This is a genomic window from Roseateles sp. P5_E11 (assembly GCF_054049355.1).
On sequence record NZ_JBFUMO010000079.1, the window covers coordinates 1 to 16,115 of the forward strand.

General features: G+C 67.6%; 15 protein-coding genes. 13 read left to right on the top strand and 2 right to left on the bottom strand.

The features are described from left to right. Nucleotides 1-198 precede the first annotated feature (198 nt). From ACXJKR_RS08805 to ACXJKR_RS08860, 12 genes are all read left to right on the top strand, one after another. Nucleotides 199-1,692 (top strand): GH1 family beta-glucosidase, encoded by a 1,494-nt coding sequence (locus tag ACXJKR_RS08805; RefSeq protein WP_457322462.1) that lies wholly within the window; start codon nt 199-201, stop codon nt 1,690-1,692. Further along, on the top strand, nt 1,689-3,131 hold the full coding sequence (locus ACXJKR_RS08810; RefSeq protein WP_457322464.1) for an MFS transporter: 1,443 nt from the start codon (nt 1,689-1,691) through the stop codon (nt 3,129-3,131). The genes ACXJKR_RS08805 and ACXJKR_RS08810 overlap by 4 nt, the downstream gene beginning before the upstream one ends. Before the next feature lie 180 nt (nt 3,132-3,311). Continuing rightward, on the top strand, nt 3,312-3,953 hold the full coding sequence (locus tag ACXJKR_RS08815; RefSeq protein ID WP_457322466.1) for a substrate-binding periplasmic protein: 642 nt from the start codon (nt 3,312-3,314) through the stop codon (nt 3,951-3,953). Between the two features lie 97 nt (nt 3,954-4,050). After that, a complete protein-coding gene (locus ACXJKR_RS08820; RefSeq protein ID WP_457322467.1) occupies nt 4,051-5,613 on the top strand; it encodes a sugar ABC transporter ATP-binding protein in 1,563 nt (520 codons plus the stop codon). Further along, on the top strand, nt 5,610-6,593 hold the full coding sequence (locus tag ACXJKR_RS08825) for an ABC transporter permease (protein WP_457322469.1): 984 nt from the start codon (nt 5,610-5,612) through the stop codon (nt 6,591-6,593). Before ACXJKR_RS08820 ends, ACXJKR_RS08825 begins: the two co-directional genes overlap by 4 nt. Nucleotides 6,594-6,623: 30 nt before the next feature. After that, nucleotides 6,624-7,565: an ABC transporter substrate-binding protein gene (locus tag ACXJKR_RS08830; RefSeq protein ID WP_056197494.1), complete on the top strand. Its 942-nt coding sequence runs from the start codon at nt 6,624-6,626 to the stop codon at nt 7,563-7,565. A gap of 30 nt (nt 7,566-7,595) precedes the next feature. Then, nucleotides 7,596-8,615: an aldo/keto reductase gene (locus ACXJKR_RS08835; protein ID WP_457322472.1), complete on the top strand. Its 1,020-nt coding sequence runs from the start codon at nt 7,596-7,598 to the stop codon at nt 8,613-8,615. Then, entirely contained in the window at nt 8,615-9,463 is an 849-nt protein-coding gene (locus tag ACXJKR_RS08840) for an amidohydrolase family protein (protein WP_457322474.1), read from the top strand. Before ACXJKR_RS08835 ends, ACXJKR_RS08840 begins: the two co-directional genes overlap by 1 nt. Nucleotides 9,464-9,467: 4 nt before the next feature. After that, the gene (locus ACXJKR_RS08845) at nt 9,468-10,478 is read left to right on the top strand and encodes a zinc-binding alcohol dehydrogenase family protein (RefSeq protein ID WP_457322476.1); all 1,011 of its coding nucleotides are present in this window, start codon (nt 9,468-9,470) and stop codon (nt 10,476-10,478) included. A gap of 157 nt (nt 10,479-10,635) precedes the next feature. After that, complete coding sequence (locus ACXJKR_RS08850) at nt 10,636-11,766, top strand: mannitol dehydrogenase family protein (protein ID WP_457322478.1); 1,131 nt, start codon at nt 10,636-10,638, stop codon at nt 11,764-11,766. Between the two features lie 14 nt (nt 11,767-11,780). Further along, on the top strand, nt 11,781-12,110 hold the full coding sequence (locus ACXJKR_RS08855) for an L-rhamnose mutarotase (protein WP_457322479.1): 330 nt from the start codon (nt 11,781-11,783) through the stop codon (nt 12,108-12,110). Beyond that, nucleotides 12,100-13,635: a UxaA family hydrolase gene (locus tag ACXJKR_RS08860; protein ID WP_457322481.1), complete on the top strand. Its 1,536-nt coding sequence runs from the start codon at nt 12,100-12,102 to the stop codon at nt 13,633-13,635. The genes ACXJKR_RS08855 and ACXJKR_RS08860 overlap by 11 nt, the downstream gene beginning before the upstream one ends. A 22-nt stretch (nt 13,636-13,657) precedes the next feature. On the opposite strand, the gene ACXJKR_RS08865 is transcribed toward ACXJKR_RS08860, so the two are convergent. Together ACXJKR_RS08865 and ACXJKR_RS08870 are read right to left on the bottom strand one after the other, a co-directional pair. Beyond that, a complete protein-coding gene (locus ACXJKR_RS08865; RefSeq protein WP_457322483.1) occupies nt 13,658-14,389 on the bottom strand; it encodes a FadR/GntR family transcriptional regulator in 732 nt (243 codons plus the stop codon). Between the two features lie 144 nt (nt 14,390-14,533). After that, the gene (locus tag ACXJKR_RS08870) at nt 14,534-15,262 is read right to left on the bottom strand and encodes a FadR/GntR family transcriptional regulator (RefSeq protein WP_457322484.1); all 729 of its coding nucleotides are present in this window, start codon (nt 15,260-15,262) and stop codon (nt 14,534-14,536) included. Between the two features lie 311 nt (nt 15,263-15,573). Between ACXJKR_RS08870 and ACXJKR_RS08875 the strand changes: the two genes are divergently transcribed. Further along, on the top strand, nt 15,574-16,115 hold a 542-nt coding region (locus tag ACXJKR_RS08875; RefSeq protein ID WP_457322486.1), incomplete at its 3' end, for a beta-galactosidase.

Here is a 16,115-nt window from a genome sequence, read left to right on the forward strand (position 1 = left end):
CCGCTACGCCGGCTGGGACGCACCCGCCGGGCAGGACATCCTCAACGGCCGGCGTTCGCTGACCGAACTCGCCGACCAGGTGCTCGCCGCCAACACCGACGTGGYGCCCGTGTCSGGCCGCCAGGAAGTCTTCGAGAAYCTSGTCAACCGCTTYTGCGGCTGAACGGCCTCGTTAAAACAACAGGCCGACGCCCTGCCATGACCCACGCTCTCCCATTGCTGCCCGACTTCGTTCCGGTCGCGCCCGCGACTGCCCGCCACACCGGGAACGCCCCCTTCATCAAAGGTACCGCCGCGACACCCGGAAGTGCCTTGAGCAGCGAGGCGCGCAACAGCGCGATGCTGACCTACTCCAGCCCCTTCCCCGCCGACTTCGTCTTCGGTGTTGCCGCCGCCGCACCCCAGATCGAGGGCGCCGCCTTCACCGATGGCAAGGGCGAGTCCATCTGGGACCGCTTCTGCCGCACGCCCGGCAAGGTGCATGACGACGACACCCTGGACGTCGCCTGCGATCACTACAACCGCTTCGATGACGACTTCGCGCTGATGGCGTCGTTGGGCGTCAAGAACTACCGCCTGTCGCTGGCCTGGCCGCGCATCTATCCGAACGGCGACGGTGCGCTGAACCAGGCCGGCCTGGACTTCTATCACCGCCTCTTCGCCAGCATGAAGAAGCACGGCATCGAGCCCTGGGTGACGCTCTTCCACTGGGACCTGCCGCAGGCGCTGGAAGACCGCGGCGGCTGGACGTCGCGCGTGACGGTCGACGCCTTCGGYCGCTAYGCCGACACGGTCGTCAAGGCCTTCGCTGGTGAAGTGAAGCACTGGATCACGATGAACGAGATCCGCTGCTTCACSSAACTGGCCTACGGCTATGGCACCAAGGCACCGGGGCGCAAGGAGAGCGCGGCCGTCGTCAACCAGACCTTCCACCACGCGCTGCTGTGCCACGGCCACGGCGTGCGCGCGGTGCGCGAGTTCGGCGGCGCAGGCGCCGTGGTCGGCCTGACCGACAACTGCGATGTCTGCGTGCCCGTCACCGAGACACCGGCCGACATCGCCGCGGCCAAGGCCTGGTTCCTGGAGAAGAACGCGCACGTGCTGGGCGCCATGCACGCCGGCCACTACCCGGCCGACTATCTGGCCCGCGTGGGCAGCGATGCCCCGCAGGTGCTGCCCGGTGACTTCGAGCTCATCAGCCTGCCCACCGACCACCTGGGCCTGAACATCTACACCGCCACGTACGTGCGCGCCGGCAAGGATGGCGCCGCCTGGGAGGCCGTGCCGCTGCCGGCCAACTACCCGCGCGCCGACAGCCTCTGGCTCAACCTGGTGCCCCAGGCCATCTATTGGGCCACCCGTTTCTGCCATGAGCTGTACGGCCACRCYTCGCTSTACATCACCGAGAACGGCTGCGGCTACAACGACGAGCCRGTCGTGAACGGCGAGGTGCTGGACCTGCACCGCCGCGACTTCYTGCGCARCCACCTGCGCGARGCCCACCGCGCGATTGCCGACGGCGTGCCGCTGCACGGCTACTTCCTGTGGAGCTTCATCGACAACTACGAGTGGGAAGACGGCTACCAGCGGCGCTTTGGCATCGTGCACTGCGACTACGCCACGCAGGTGCGCACCCCGAAGCTGTCGGCGCGCTACTACGCCGAAGTCATGCGCGAGCGGTGCATCCTGTGAACGCGAGCACCCTTCACCTGGAGCGCGTCGTGCCGCCGGCGGCGGATCGCCTGCCGATGCGGCAGAAGATCGGCTTTGGCCTCGGGTCCATCCTGGACATGTGGGGCCACTGGCTCTATCCGTCGCTGGCCTATCAGGTCTTCAACATCTTCCTCGGCGTGGCCCCCGGCCTGATCTCGACGGTGCAGATGATCAAGATCTTCGTCGACGCCGGCTCAGACGCCGTCTTCGGCTGGCTGTCGGACAACACGCGCACGCGCTACGGGCGCCGCCGTCCCTTCATCCTGGTGGGCGGCGTGCTTGCCGGCATCGGCCTGCCACTGATGTTCGCTGTCGGCAAGGGGTGGACCCAATCCGAGTACTTCATCTTCATGCTGGTCAGCACGGTGATCTACGTGCCCATCATGAGCTGCTTCAACATGCCCTGGAGCAGCCTTGGTGCGGAGATGACGCCGGACTACCACGAGCGCACGATGGTGATGGCGATCCGCAACGCCATCCAGAAGGGGCCCGAGCTGGCGATGTTCTTCGCCGCCCAGTTCACGACGCTGGCCATCTTCAACCAGGCCAACGGCAAGCCCGACATCCTGCGCGGCGCGCAGACCTATTGCGCCATCCTCGGCGCCATCATGGTGGCTGCTTCCATCGCCATCTTCCTGCTGGTGCGCGAGCGCTACTACGAGAAGCTGGTGTCGCGCACACAGACCCACATCCCGTTTGCCGACACGCTGTGGCGCACGCTGCGCTGCAGGCCCTTCCGCCATGTGCTGGGCATGATGCTGGCCTACGGCACCGGCACGGCCATGGTGGGCACGCTCGGCTACTACGCGACGGTCTACTACGTCTGCGGCGGCAACGTCGTGGAGGGCGCGAAGTGGAACACGGCCATGGGCCTGTCGGGCATGGCCTTCGGCTTCGCGGGCATCCCCTTCTTCGCGTGGATCGCGCGCCGCCACGGCAAGCGCGTCGGCCTGGCGGCAGTGCTGTTCCTGGCCATCTGCGCCTTCATCGGCGACTGGTGGCTGTACGACCCGGCGCGGCCTTATCTGCAGCTGCTGGCCTGCGGCTTCGTGGCTTTCACAGGTGCAGGGTTCTGGACGCTGTACAACGCCACGCTGGGCGACGTGGTGGACTATGACGAGATGCAGACCGGCCAGCGCCGCGAGGGCTCATTCTCGGCCTGCCAGTCGTGGATTTCCAAGGTCGGCATCGCGCTGGGCACGGGCGCCTCGGGCTGGATCCTGCAGTTCACCGGCTTTGACGCCAAGCTGGAGGCCCTGCAGACGCCGCACGCCATTTTCATGATGCGCATCCTGCTGTCCACCATCCCCGTCATCGGCCTGGTGCTGGCGCTGGTGTCGCTGCTGCGCTTCGAGCTGACCGAGAAGCGCATGGCCGAGATCCGCGTGCAGCTGGAAGCCACGCGGGGGCAGGTATGACAGCCACCGGAGCGCGTTGATTTCGCCACCCAGGTCGACGCAAAGCACTCCAAAGCGATGATGCAGGAATACAAGAAGAGCCCACGCCCTTCCTGGGCTCGATGGCATCTGCTCGCCCTGACCTTGACCTTGCTCGCGTGGGTGTGCCCATGTCCCGCTGAACCGGCGGTCTTGCGCATCGTGGCGCCGACCAGCCAGTCGATGCCGGTGCTCAGGATGGCTGAGCAGCGACCCGTCGCGGGTTTGCTCAAGGACCTGGGCGAGGTGTTCGCCCGGCAACTGGGGCTGAGCCCAGTTTTCCTGCCGCTCCCGAGCAAACGCGCGGCCCTGGCCGTGGAGTCTGGTGCCGCCGATCTGCTGTGCTACGCCAAGCCGGAATGGCTGGAGGCCGATGTGCTCTGGACGCAGCTTTTCCTGTCGGGCACGGGCATCATCGCGGCCGGCCCGGACTCGCCCGCCGTGTCGCAGTTGCAGGATCTGCGCGACGAACCACTTGGCACCGTGCTGGGCTACCGCTACCCGGCAATCGATCAGGTGCTGGCGCGGCCGATCGCCCGAGAGGACGTCGCCGACGCAGAGACGAATCTGCGTCGTCTGGCCCTGGGCAGAGTCCGCTACGCCGTGACGGACCGCGCCGCGTTGGCGCACTACGTCAAGAGCCATCCGACGTCAAACCTGCGCGAAGTGCTCGAGGTCGAGCCCTACCGGCTGGGCTGCGCGCTGTCACCGGCCAAGGCCGACCTCCTTCAGCCTCTGAACCGCGTCATCGATCGCATGCGCGTCGACGGCACGTTGGAGAAGCTGTTGAATCGCTACCGCTGATCGGCAATCCGGCCCGGGTATTCACTGGTCTTACCAAATTTTCCATATGGCAAAGTGGCATGACCAATATTTTGACTATTAAGGAAACCTTGTCGCGATGACCTCGCTCCAGGCCGAGTCCTCCACTTCATCGTTGCTGAGCATGCGCGGCGTCTGCAAACGTTTCGACAGCGTCACCGCGTTGTCGGGCGTCGAGCTGGACGTTCGTCGCGGCGAGGTCCACGCGATCTGCGGTGAGAACGGCGCCGGCAAGTCGACGCTGATGAAGATCCTGAGCGGCGTCTATACACCCGACGAAGGCGAGATCCGCATCGACGGCCAGCCCGTCCGCATCGGCGGCCTGCATCACGCGCAGGAACTCGGCATCGTCATGATTCACCAGGAGCTGAACCTGGTGCCCCACCTGACCGTGGCCGAGAACATCTGGCTGGGTCGCGAGCCGCGGCGGGGCTGGTTTGTGGACAGGGCTCAGCAGCGCAAAGGCGCGCTCGCCTGCCTGCAGCGGCTGGGCATGGACATCGACCCGGATACCGAGGTTTCGGCCCTGTCGATCGCGCAGCAGCAAATGGTCGAGATCGCCAAGGCCCTGTCGATGGATGCGCGGCTGCTGATCATGGACGAACCCACGTCATCGCTCGGCGAGGCGGACGCTTCCCGCCTGCTGGCGGTGGTGCAGGAACTCAAGCGCTCCGGCGTGGGCATCGTCTACATCTCGCACCGGCTCGACGAACTGGACCACATCGTCGACCGCGTCACCGTGCTGCGCGACGGCCACTACATCACCACCCGGCACTGGGCCGAGACGTCGATCGACGAGATCGTCAGCCTGATGGTGGGCCGCGAGCTGAACCAGCAGTTCCCGCCGGCCACGCGCCAACCTTCCACCGAAGTGCTGCTGCGGGTGCGCGGCCTGCGGCGCGAGGGTGTCTTCGGGCCGCTGGATTTCGAGCTGCGGCGCGGCGAGATCCTCGGCTTGGCCGGCCTGGTCGGCGCCGGCCGCACCGAGGTCGCACGGGCCATCTTCGGTGCCGATGCTGTCGATGGTGGTGAGATCGAACTGGATGGCCAACGCCTGCAGATCCGCTCGCCGCGCGATGCCATCGCTGCAGGCATCGCCTACGTCTCAGAAGACCGCAAGGCCCACGGCCTGGCGGTGAAGATGAGCGTGGCCCACAACATCACGCTGGCCAACCTGGGCGCGCTGGCCAGCGGCCTGGGCTTCATCGACGCGGCGCGCGAGCGCAGCACGGCCGAGCGCTTCATCAGCCAGCTCGGCATCCGCACGCCGTCGCCGGACCAGATCGCCCGGCTGCTGTCGGGCGGCAATCAGCAAAAGGTGGTGATTGCCAAATGGCTGTTCCGTGAAGCGCKCGTGATCCTGTTCGATGAACCCACCCGAGGCATCGACGTGGGCGCCAAGTACGCCATCTACGAGCTGATGGACCGGCTCGCGGCCGAAGGCGTGGGCGTCGTGCTGATCAGCTCCGAGCTGCCGGAGATCCTGGGCTTGAGCGACCGCGTGGCGGTGTTCCGCCAGGGCCAGCTCGCCACGCTGCTGAACACCCGCACGTGCAGCCAGCACGACATCATGCACCATGCCTCCGTCGGCTCATCCGAGCCGGCCAAGCCCTCCATGGCATCCCTCGAACCGACGACATGAACGACCGCCAGAAAGACCTGATCCAAAAATTTGCCGCGCTGGCGGGCCTGCTCATCCTGGTGCTGGTGTTCTCGCTGACGAGCAACGCCTTCTTCTCGGTCGGCAACGCGATGACGGTGTCGCTGCAGGTGAGCACCATCGTCTACCTGGGCATCGGTGCGACCCTGGTCATCCTGACCGGCGGCATCGACCTGTCGGTGGGCTCGGTGCTGGCGCTATCGGGCGTGGTGGCGGGCATGCTGGTCAAGAACGGCATGCCGGTGCCGCCGGCCATGGCCATCGGCGTCGTCGTCGGCGCGCTGTGCGGTGCCATCAACGGCCTGTGTGTGACCCGCCTGCGCCTGCCGCCTTTCATCGCCACGCTGGGCATGATGCTGGTGGCGCGCGGCGTTGCGCTGCAGCTCACCGACGCGCGGGCCATCTCCGGTCTGGGCGAAGCCTTTGGCGAACTGGGCAACGGCGCGCTGTGGCGCATCGAGAAGATCGACGAGCAGGGCTTCCCCGATATCGTCTTCCCCGGCATCCCCTACCCCGTCCTGCTGATGGTCGTGCTGGCCATCGCCGCCGGCATCCTGCTGCGGCGCACGACGCTGGGGCGGCATCTGCACGCTGTCGGCTCCAACGGCGAGGCAGCGCGGCTGTCGGGTGTCAACGTCGGGCGCGTCGCTATGTTTGCTTACATCGCCTCGGGCGCGCTGGCGGGCCTGTGCGGCTGCGTGCTGATGTCCCGCCTCGTCACCGCGCAGCCCAACGAGGGCGTGATGTACGAGCTCGATGCGATCGCGGCAGCCGTCATCGGCGGCACCTCGCTGCTGGGCGGTGTCGGCACCATCTCCGGCACGCTCATCGGCGCCTTCGTCATCGGCATCCTGCGCAACGGGTTGAACATGAACGGCGTCTCGTCCTTCACACAACAGATCATCATCGGTCTGGTCATCCTCGTCACCGTCTGGATCGACCAACTCCGCAACCGGCGCTGAAGACCGGTTCCATTCCTCAGGAGACATCCCATGCCCCGTCCTTTGATTCACGCGCTCGTGAGCGCCTGCCTGGCCCTGCTCGGCACTGCATCCCAAGCCGGCGAGATCGCCGTCATCGTCAAGACCACGAACTCGACCTATTGGCAGAACGTCAACAAGGGCGCCGAGACCGCCATCAAGGAGATTGCCGGCCACACGCTGACCTTCTCCGGCCCGGCCAGCGAATCAGCCATCGCCGACCAGGTCAACCTCGTCGAGAACGCCATCAACCGCAAGGTGGCCGGCATCGTGCTCGGCCCGTCGGACCCCGACGCGCTGGTGCCGGTCATCAAGAAGGCCTGGGAAGCGCGCATCCCCGTCGTGTTGATCGACTCGCACGTGTCCGAGGCCGGCAAGCCCTACTACCAGTCCTTTCTGACGACGGACAACCGCGCCGCCGGTGAGCTCTGCGCCAAACAGTTGATCGACAAGATCGGCACCACCGGCAAGGTGGCCGTCATGTCCTTCGTTGCCGGGGCCGGCTCCGAGGTCGGGCGCGTCGGCGCCTTCACAAGCTACCTGAAGGCCAACTCCAAGCTCGAGATCGTCGGGCCCTTCTATTCGCAGTCGCAGATGGCCACCGCGATGAACCAGACCACCGACGTGCTGGCCGCCCACCGCGACCTCAAGGCCATCTTCGGCGCCAACGAGCCCACCGCCGTCGGCATGGGCCGCGCGCTGGTGCAGAGCGGCCGCGCAGGCAAGCTGGTCGCCATCGGCTTCGACGGCAACCAGGACCTGCAGAAGTTCGTCCAGGATGGCACGCTCACGGGCATCGCGGTGCAAAGCTCCTTCCAGATGGGCTACCTGGGCGTCAAGACCATCTCCGACGTGTTGCAGAAGAAGCCAGTGCCCAAGTTCCGCGACACCGGCGTCGTGTGGGTCAACAAGGCCAACCTGCAGTCGCCCGAGGCCAAGGCCGTCCTGTACTGAGTCGACAAGCGACGAACTTCAATGCCGCGCTTGAACCACCTTCCCAGCCGCCCTCTCACCGGCGCCGGCCTGCAGCTGACGACGCTGGGCCTGGGCGCCGCGGCCCTGGCCGGCCTTTACGAGGCCGTGGATGACGCCACGGCCATCGCGACGCTGCAGGCCGCCTGGGGCGCCGGCGTGCGCTATTTCGACACGGCCCCTTTCTACGGCTACACGCGCAGTGAACGCCGCGTCGGCGAGTTCCTGTCGCGCCAGCCGCGGGACAGCTTCGTGCTGTCCACCAAGGTTGGGCGCCTCATGCATTCCGACCCGAAAGTGGCGGCCGGCAGCGACGGCTGGGCCAATCCCCTGCCCTTCCGGCCGGTGTATGACTACAGCTACAGCGGCGTGATGCGCTCCTTCGAGGACAGCCTGCAGCGACTGGGATTGGCGCGCATCGACATGCTGCTCGTCCACGACATCGGCCGCCTGACCCACGGCGACCAGCACGACCTTCATTGGCACGCGCTGACCACCGGTGGTTTCCGGGCGCTGGAGGAACTGCGCAGCCAGGGCGTCGTGCGGGCCATCGGCCTGGGCGTGAACGAATGGGAAGTGGCGCAGGACGCCATCGCCGCCGCACCCCTGGACTGCGTGCTGCTGGCCGGCCGCTACACGCTGCTGGAGCAAGGCAGCCTGGCCTTCCTGGACCAATGCGCAACGGCGGGCGTGAGCGTCGTCATTGGCGGCCCCTTCAATTCGGGGCTGCTGGCCGGGCAGGCCAAATACAACTATGGCGGCGTGCCACCGCAGGTGATGCGCCAGGCGCAGGCCCTGGACGGAACCTGCGCCGAGTTCGGCGTGCCGCTGCAGGCCGCGGCGCTGCAGTTTCCGCTGGCGCATCCGGCCGTGGTCAGCGTGCTGGCGGGCATGCGCTCGCCTGAACAGGTCGCAGCCAACGCCGCCTGGCTGGAGCGCGCCATCCCACGCGAGCTCTGGCATCGGTTGCGCGGCCGTGGCCTCATTGCCGGCAATGCGCCCCTGCCCGAGCGCGGGCCCCAGGACGACTGATGAAGGTCGACTCACATCAGCACTTCTGGCGCCTGGCCGATCGCGAGGGCCAATGGCCGCCCGCTTCGCTGCAGGCCGTCTACCGCGACTTCGGCCCCGAGGATCTCGCACCCCACCTGCAGGCCACCGGCATTGACGCCACCGTGCTCGTGCAGTCCTTGCCGAGCATCGACGACACCCGTTGGATGTTGGCACTTGCCGAGCGCACGCCCTGGGTGCGCGGGGTCGTCGGCTGGGTGGACTTCAAGGCCGCCGATGCGGCCGAGCAGATCGCCGCGCTGGCCCGCCACCCGCTGCTCAAGGGCCTGCGCCCGATGCTGCAGGACCTGCCCGAAGACAACTGGATCGCCGACCCGGCCTGCAGCCCGGCCGCCGAGGCCATGCAGCGCCATGGCCTGGTGTTCGACGCGCTGGTGCTGCCGCGCCAGTTGCCGGCCCTGGCCCGATTCGCCGCGCGCCACCCGGCCCTACCCATCGTCATCGACCATGCCGCCAAACCTTTCATCGCGCGCGGCGAGATCGAGCCCTGGCAAAACCACATGGCCGCATTGGCCGCCTTCCCCCAGGTGCACTGCAAGCTCTCGGGCCTGCTGACCGAGGCAGGCGAGCGCGGCGATGCGGCGGCCCTGCACCCTTACGCCCAGGCGCTCTGGACGCTGTTCGGCCCGCGCCGCCTGCTATGGGGCAGCGACTGGCCCGTGCTGCGCCTGGCTGCCGACTATGCCGACTGGTGGCAGCTCGCCCACCAGTTGGCCCGCCAATTCCACCCGGTTCCCCAACCTGACGACCTGCAGGCGCTTTTCGGAGGCAATGCCGCTCGCCTCTACCGCCTCGCCTCCACCACCTAGAACCATGTTGACTGTTTCCTGCGAATCCCCCGGCGTTCTCGTCGCTCACCAACGCCCTCGCCCCGAGCGCGGCCCCGCGGAGGTGTTGCTGCGCGTGAAGCGCGTGGGCGTGTGCGGCACAGACCTGCACATCTTCACCGGCCACCAGCCCTACCTCAGCTACCCGCGCGTCATGGGGCACGAGCTCTCGGGCATCGTGGAGGAAGCCGACGCTGACAGCGGCCTGAAGCCGGGCGACGCGGTCTACGTGATGCCCTACCTGTCCTGCGGCCACTGCATCGCCTGCCGCCAGGGCAAGACCAACTGCTGCGTGCGCATCCAGGTGCTGGGTGTGCACCGCGACGGCGCCTTTGCCGAATATGTCAGCGTGCCGCAGCGCTTCGTCGGCAAGGCCGATGGCATCACGCTGGACCAAGCCGCGATGGTGGAGTTCCTGGCCATCGGCGCACACGCGGTCCGGCGCGGCGAGGTTGCGGCCGGCCAGCGCGTGCTGGTGGTGGGCGCAGGCCCCATCGGCATCGGTGCAATGCTGTTCGCCCGCCTGCGTGGCGCCGTCGTCACCGCCCTCGACAGCCGCCAGGACCGCCTCGATTTCGCGCTGCGCCATGCCGGCGCCACTGCGGCCGTGGCCCTGGGTGAAGGCGACGAGGCGCAACTGTCGCAGCTCACCGAGGGTGAGTTCTTCGACGTGGTGTTCGACGCCACCGGCAACCCAGGCGCCATGGAGCGCGGCTTTCGCTTCATCGCCCATGGCGGGCGCTATGTGCTGGTGTCCATCGTGCAGGGCGACATCCGCTTCTCCGACCCGGAGTTCCACAAGCGCGAGGCCACGCTGCTCAGCAGCCGCAACGCCACGACGGAAGACTTCGAGACCGTCATGAAGGCGATGCGCGAGGGTCTGGTGCCCGATGTGGCGCTGGCCACGCACCGGCTGACGCTGGCCGATGTACCCGCCGGCTTTCCGCGCCTGCTGGATCCTGCCGAAGGCGTCATCAAGGCCATCGTCGAGTGCTGAGCATGAAGCCCCTCGTCCAAGGAGTACCTTGGCCGGTCCCCCGAGAGGACGGCGATGCTTGCCGGTTCGACCGGCAAGCACATCGCCCTGGCGGGCCGGCTTGGGAGCGGCCCGGCGCTCGGCCCGCGATGCCTGAATTCGAAACCGCTCGGCACCCATGAACCCAGGCCAGCCCATCCTGCAGTTCGGCACCAGCCGCTTCCTGCAGGCCCATGTCGATCTTTTCGTCAGCGAAGCCGCCGAGCGGGGCGAGGCGCTAGGCGGCATCACGGTGGTACAGAGCACCGGCAGCCCGGCCAGCACGATGCGCACCCGGGCCATGGCACGCGCTGAAGGCTTTGACGTCATCGTGCGCGGCCTGGCGCAGGGCCAGCCCGTGGAAGAGCGCAGAACGTGCCGCTCCGTGCGCGAAGCCTTCCATGCCACTACGGACTGGCCCGCCGTGCGCGCGCGGATGCGCGGGCCGGTGCAGGTGATCGTTTCCAACACCGGCGACGGCGGTTGGGCCTTGAACCCGGCTGACGGCGCCGCCCTGCTGCCCGGCGACGCCGCGGCGCCCTCGGCCTTCCCCGCCAAGCTGCTCGTGCTGCTGCACGACCGCTGGCAGGCGCAGCCCGACGCCGAGCTGACGCTGCTGCCCTGCGAGCTGGTGTCGCGCAACGGCGATGCGCTGCGCAACCTCGTCGTGGCGCTGGCTCGCCAATGGCAGTGCAAGCCGGCCTTCATCGACTGGCTGCTGGCCCGGCCGGTGTGGGCCAATTCGCTGGTGGATCGCATCGTGTCCGAGCCCCTGGAGCCGGTCGGCGCCGTGGCCGAGCCCTATGCGCTGTGGGCCGTCGAGGCGCAGCCGCGGCTGCAGTTGCCTTGTCGGCATCCCGACGTCGTCCTCACCGACGATCTCGCGCGCTTCGAACGACTCAAGCTCTTCTTGCTCAACCTGGGCCACACACTGCTCGCCGAGCAATGGCAGAAGGGCCGCCTTGCAACCGACATGACAGTGCTGCAGGCCATGCAGGACCCGGCGCTGCGCGAGCCGCTCGAAGCCGCCTGGCAGCAGGAGGTGCTGCCGGTGTTCGACGCGCTGGGCCAGGGCGATCAGGCGCGGGACTACCTGGTTGCCCTGCGCGAACGGCTGTTGAACCCCTTCCTGGCCCACCGGCTGGCCGACATCGCGCAGAACCATGAACAGAAAAAATCACGGCGCCTGCGTCCAGTGGTTGAATTAGCACGGCTGCATGCACCCGGCCTGGTGCAGCCCCGGCTGAACGCCGCGCTGGCAGCGCAATGAACAAGGAGCAAGCAATGCAACGCATGGGCATGGTGATCGGCATCGAGCCGGACCGCATCGCCGAATACAAGCGCCTGCACGCGGCCGTCTGGCCCGCGGTGCTGGCACGCTTGGCCGCCTCCAACATCCGCAACTACAGCATCTTCCTGCGCGAGCCGGAGAACCTGCTGTTCGGCTGCTGGGAATACCACGGCAGCGACTACGAGGCCGACATGGCGGCCATCGCCGCCGACGCCGAAACCCGCCGCTGGTGRACCTTCTGCAGCCCCTGCCAGCGTCCACTGGAAAGCCGCGCGCCTGGCGAGCACTGGGCAGCCATGGAGTGCGTCTTCCATGTCGACTGACGAAGCGCCGCCGCTGATCCTGCTGCACGCCAGCGACAACGTCGCCGTGGCGCGCGTGGCACTGGCGGAAAACGCAGAAATCGCTGCACCGGGTGGTGCTGTCTTGCGTGTTCGCACTGCCATCGACGCGGGCCACAAGATCGCGTTGCGCGCCATCGCGCCCGGCGAGGTCGTGCTGAAGTATGGCCAGCCCATCGGCGTGGCCAGCACCACCATCCAGGCCGGTGACCATGTGCACGTGCACAACGTCGACATGGCCAAGGAAGCGCCACCCCAGGCGGCCAGCCGCTCGCCCGCAGCGCCACTGGCCGCTGGCGAGGCGGCCAGTTTCGAGGGATTCGTGCGAAATGACGGCMGTGTCGGCACGCGCAACTACATCGGCGTGCTTTCCAGCGTGAACTGCTCGGCGACCGTCTGCAAGGCCATCGCCCAGGCTTTCAGTGGCGAGGCGCTGGCTGCCTTCCCTGGCGTGGACGGCGTGGTCGCCATCACGCACGGAAGCGGCTGCGGCATGAGCGCCGAAGGCGAAGGCCTGGAGCTGCTGCGCCGCACGCTGCGCGGTTACGCGACCCACCCCAACTTTGCCGGCGTGGCGCTGATCGGCCTGGGCTGCGAAGTGAATCAGGTCGATCCGCTGGTGCAGGGCCTGCCTGCTGCAGCGCGTGAACGCATCCACACGCTGACGATCCAGCAGGCTGGCGGCACGCGCGAAGCCGTCGAGCACGGCAAGCAGCTCGTCCGTGAACTGGCCGCGCAGGCAAGCGCCGCCCGGCGCAGCACCGTGGCGCTGTCCCATCTCGTCATCGGCCTGCAATGTGGTGGCTCGGACGGCTATTCCGGCATCAGCGCCAACCCGGCCCTGGGCGCCGCAGTGGACCTGCTGGTGCGCCACGGCGGCACGGCCATCCTGTCGGAGACGCCCGAGATCTACGGCGCCGAACATCTGCTCACCGCGCGCGCCGCATCACCTGAAGTGGCCGAGCGGCTGCTGGCCCGCATCCGGTGGTGGGAGACGTATGCCGCCCTGCACGGCGCGCAGTTGAACAACAACCCGTCGCCCGGCAACAAGGCGGGCGGCATCACCACCATCCTCGAGAAGTCGCTCGGCGCCGTGGCCAAGGGCGGCAGCAGTACGCTCAACGACGTGGTCGAGTACGCGCAGCCCGTTCAGGCGCACGGCCTGGTGTTCATGGACACGCCGGGCTACGACCCCGTGTCAGCCACGGGCCAGGTGGCCGGTGGCGCCAACCTGATCTGCTTCACGACGGGGCGTGGCTCGACCTATGGCTGCAAGCCCACGCCTTCACTGAAGCTCGCCACCAACAGCCGCCTGTTCGAGCGCATGCCCCTGGACATGGACTTCAATGCCGGCGGCATCGTCGAGGGCTCGCAAACGGTGGCCGAGGCTGGCGAGGCGCTGTTCCGGCTGATCTTGGAGACGGCGTCGGGCCGTCTCACGCTGAGCGAGCAGCATGGACTGGGTGACAACGAGTTCGTGCCCTGGCAGCTGGGCGCCGTCATGTGAGGCGCGCGGCGCCAGCGCCGCGCTAGACGGCGATGGCGCGCCGCGCAGCCGATTCGGACGGTTCGCCGATCCAGCGACCGTGCGAGGCCAGCAGATGGCTGCACATGGCCGCCGCTGCGGCCTGTGGGTTGCGCGCCTCCAGCGCGTGCAGGACTGCTTCGTGCTCAGCCATCGCCGCCTGCCAGGTGTGGGTTGACTCGACACGCCCGCTCATGCGCGAGGAGATCGGGCTGTGGCGGCCGTCGAACAGCGTTCCCACCATGCCGACAAGCACCGAATTGCCGCACATCTCGGCAATGCTGAGGTGAAAGCGCCGGTCCGCCTCGACAGGCTTGCGGTCATGGGCGTGATCTTCGCGCATCGCTTCCAACGCGTCCTCGATGCGCCTCAGCCCGGCCTTGGTGACCCGGGCCGCGGCCAGCGTGATGACCGCACTTTCGAGCACGACGCGCGCCTGCATGAGCTCGGCGGGGCTCTCGCCCAACGCGGGTGTCGCCACATTGCCGCGCTCGGTGGCGGCGCAGAGGTACACGCCCGAGCCGCCGCGGATCTCGACGCGGCCGTCAATCTCCAGCGCGATCAGCGCCTCGCGCAACGATGGCCGAGACACACCCAGCTGCAGCGCCAGCTCACGCTCCGCCGGCAGGCGTGATCCGTCGGCGATGCCTTCGGTCTCGATCAACGCTCGAATCCGGTCCGCGACCAGCTGATATTGGCGGCGGGCGTCGCCGCCGCCGCGAGGTTGACTGGCCATGGCTCACTTGAATCAAAAAATTGGACTGACCAAATGCTATCGCGCGCCACGCGAAAGATTCGGCTTCGCAAGGAAAACCCTGGCGAAATCGCTCAAGGATCTGACCGTTTGAGGCGCCATGCCGGCGCGAGGCTGGTCGTTGCCTCAGTCGGCGACAGCCGCCCCGGCCGGCGGATCGGACGGTTCGCCGATCCATCGGCCGTGCGACGCCAGCAGGTGGCTGCCCATCGCGGCAGCCGCAGCCTGCGGGTTGCGCGCCTCCAGCGCATGGAGGATGGCCTGGTGCTCCGCCAGCGCCACGTGCCAGGCATGCGTTGGCTCGAAGCGCCCGCTCATGCGCGAGGAGATCGGGCTATGGCGGCCATCGAACAGCGTTCCCACCATGCCGACAAGCACCGAATTGCCGCACATCTCGGCAATGCCCAAGTGAAAACGCCGGTCGGCCTCGACCGGCTTGCGCCCAAAGGCATGGTCTTCACGCATCGCCTGCAAGGCCTCCTCGATACGCTGCAATCCAGCCGGCGTGACCCGGGCTGCCGCCAGCGTGACGACCGCGCTTTCGAGCACGACCCGCGCCTGCATGAGTTCGCCGGGGCTGTCTCCCAGGGCCGACGTTGCCACATCGCCCTGGTCCTGGCCGGCACAGACATACACGCCCGAGCCGCCGCGGATCTCGACGCGGCCGTCGATCTCCAGTGCAATGAGTGCCTCGCGCAACGACGGCCGTGACACGCCGAGCTGCAAGGCGAGGTCACGCTCCGCCGGCAGCCGCGACCCGGCCTCTCGGCCTTCCGTCTCGATCAAGGCTCGAATGCGGTCCGCGACCAACTGGTACTGGCGGCGCGTGTCGCTACCGCGAGGGTGTTGAGCCATGTTTCCCTGGATGTGGCAATTGGACTGACCACATGCTAACGCCCCAAATTGCGAAACTCGCGGCCACGTCACGAAAATCCCACTGAATAGCCCCTTTGTGCAGGATCAATTAGGGTATTCACTGGTCTTACCAAAAAGTCGAAATGGCAAAGTGGCAATACCAAAGTGGTTTGACCGAACGCCGCAGGCCATCGGCCTGAAAGCGCGAACTGCCTTCGCTTCAGGCCGCCGCGACACCCTCCAGGTTCGCTGCACCTATTGATCCCTCTGCCGGCCGGCGCGCAAGTGCTGGCCGGCCCGTTCCCGCCGCCATGCCGAATCTTCTTTCGCGCCGTCTCGCCCAAGTGGCGCTGGCGGTTGCCCTGCCCCTCGCCGCCACGGCCACCCTCGCGGCCGACATGCCCCGCCTCGCCCAGCGCGACGGCCGTCACGCGCTGATCGTTGACGGCGCGCCATTCACCATCCTGGGCGCCCAGGTCCACAACTCCAGCAACTACCCAGAGGCGCTGAAGAAGGTCTGGCCCGCCATTGCCGACATCCACGCCAACACCGTGGAGGTGCCGGTGGCCTGGGAGCAGATCGAACCCGTCGAAGGCCACTTCGACTTCTCCTTCGTCGACACCCTCGTCAAGCAGGCGCGCGAGAACAAGGTGCGCGTGGTGCTGCTGTGGTTCGGCACCTGGAAGAACACCAGCCCGCAGTACACGCCCGCCTGGGTCAAGTTCGACAACCAGCGCTTCCCGCGCATGGTCGAGCCGGACGGCAAGAACAGCTACTGCCTCTCGCCCCTCGGCGAAGAAACGCTCAAGGCCGACAGACGAGCCTTCACGGCGCTGATGGCCCACCTGAAGAA

Bases quoted from the DNA above. Each gene is read 5' to 3' on its own strand.
- ACXJKR_RS08845 (WP_457322476.1), top strand. From the start codon at position 9,468: ATGTTGACTGTTTCCTGCGAATCCCCCGGCGTTCTCGTCGCTCACCAA.
- ACXJKR_RS08850 (WP_457322478.1), top strand. From the start codon at position 10,636: ATGAACCCAGGCCAGCCCATCCTGCAGTTCGGCACCAGCCGCTTCCTG.
- ACXJKR_RS08830 (WP_056197494.1), top strand. From the start codon at position 6,624: ATGCCCCGTCCTTTGATTCACGCGCTCGTGAGCGCCTGCCTGGCCCTG.
- ACXJKR_RS08825 (WP_457322469.1), top strand. From the start codon at position 5,610: ATGAACGACCGCCAGAAAGACCTGATCCAAAAATTTGCCGCGCTGGCG.
- ACXJKR_RS08840 (WP_457322474.1), top strand. From the start codon at position 8,615: ATGAAGGTCGACTCACATCAGCACTTCTGGCGCCTGGCCGATCGCGAG.
- ACXJKR_RS08865 (WP_457322483.1), bottom strand. From the start codon at position 14,389: ATGGCCAGTCAACCTCGCGGCGGCGGCGACGCCCGCCGCCAATATCAG.
- ACXJKR_RS08870 (WP_457322484.1), bottom strand. From the start codon at position 15,262: ATGGCTCAACACCCTCGCGGTAGCGACACGCGCCGCCAGTACCAGTTG.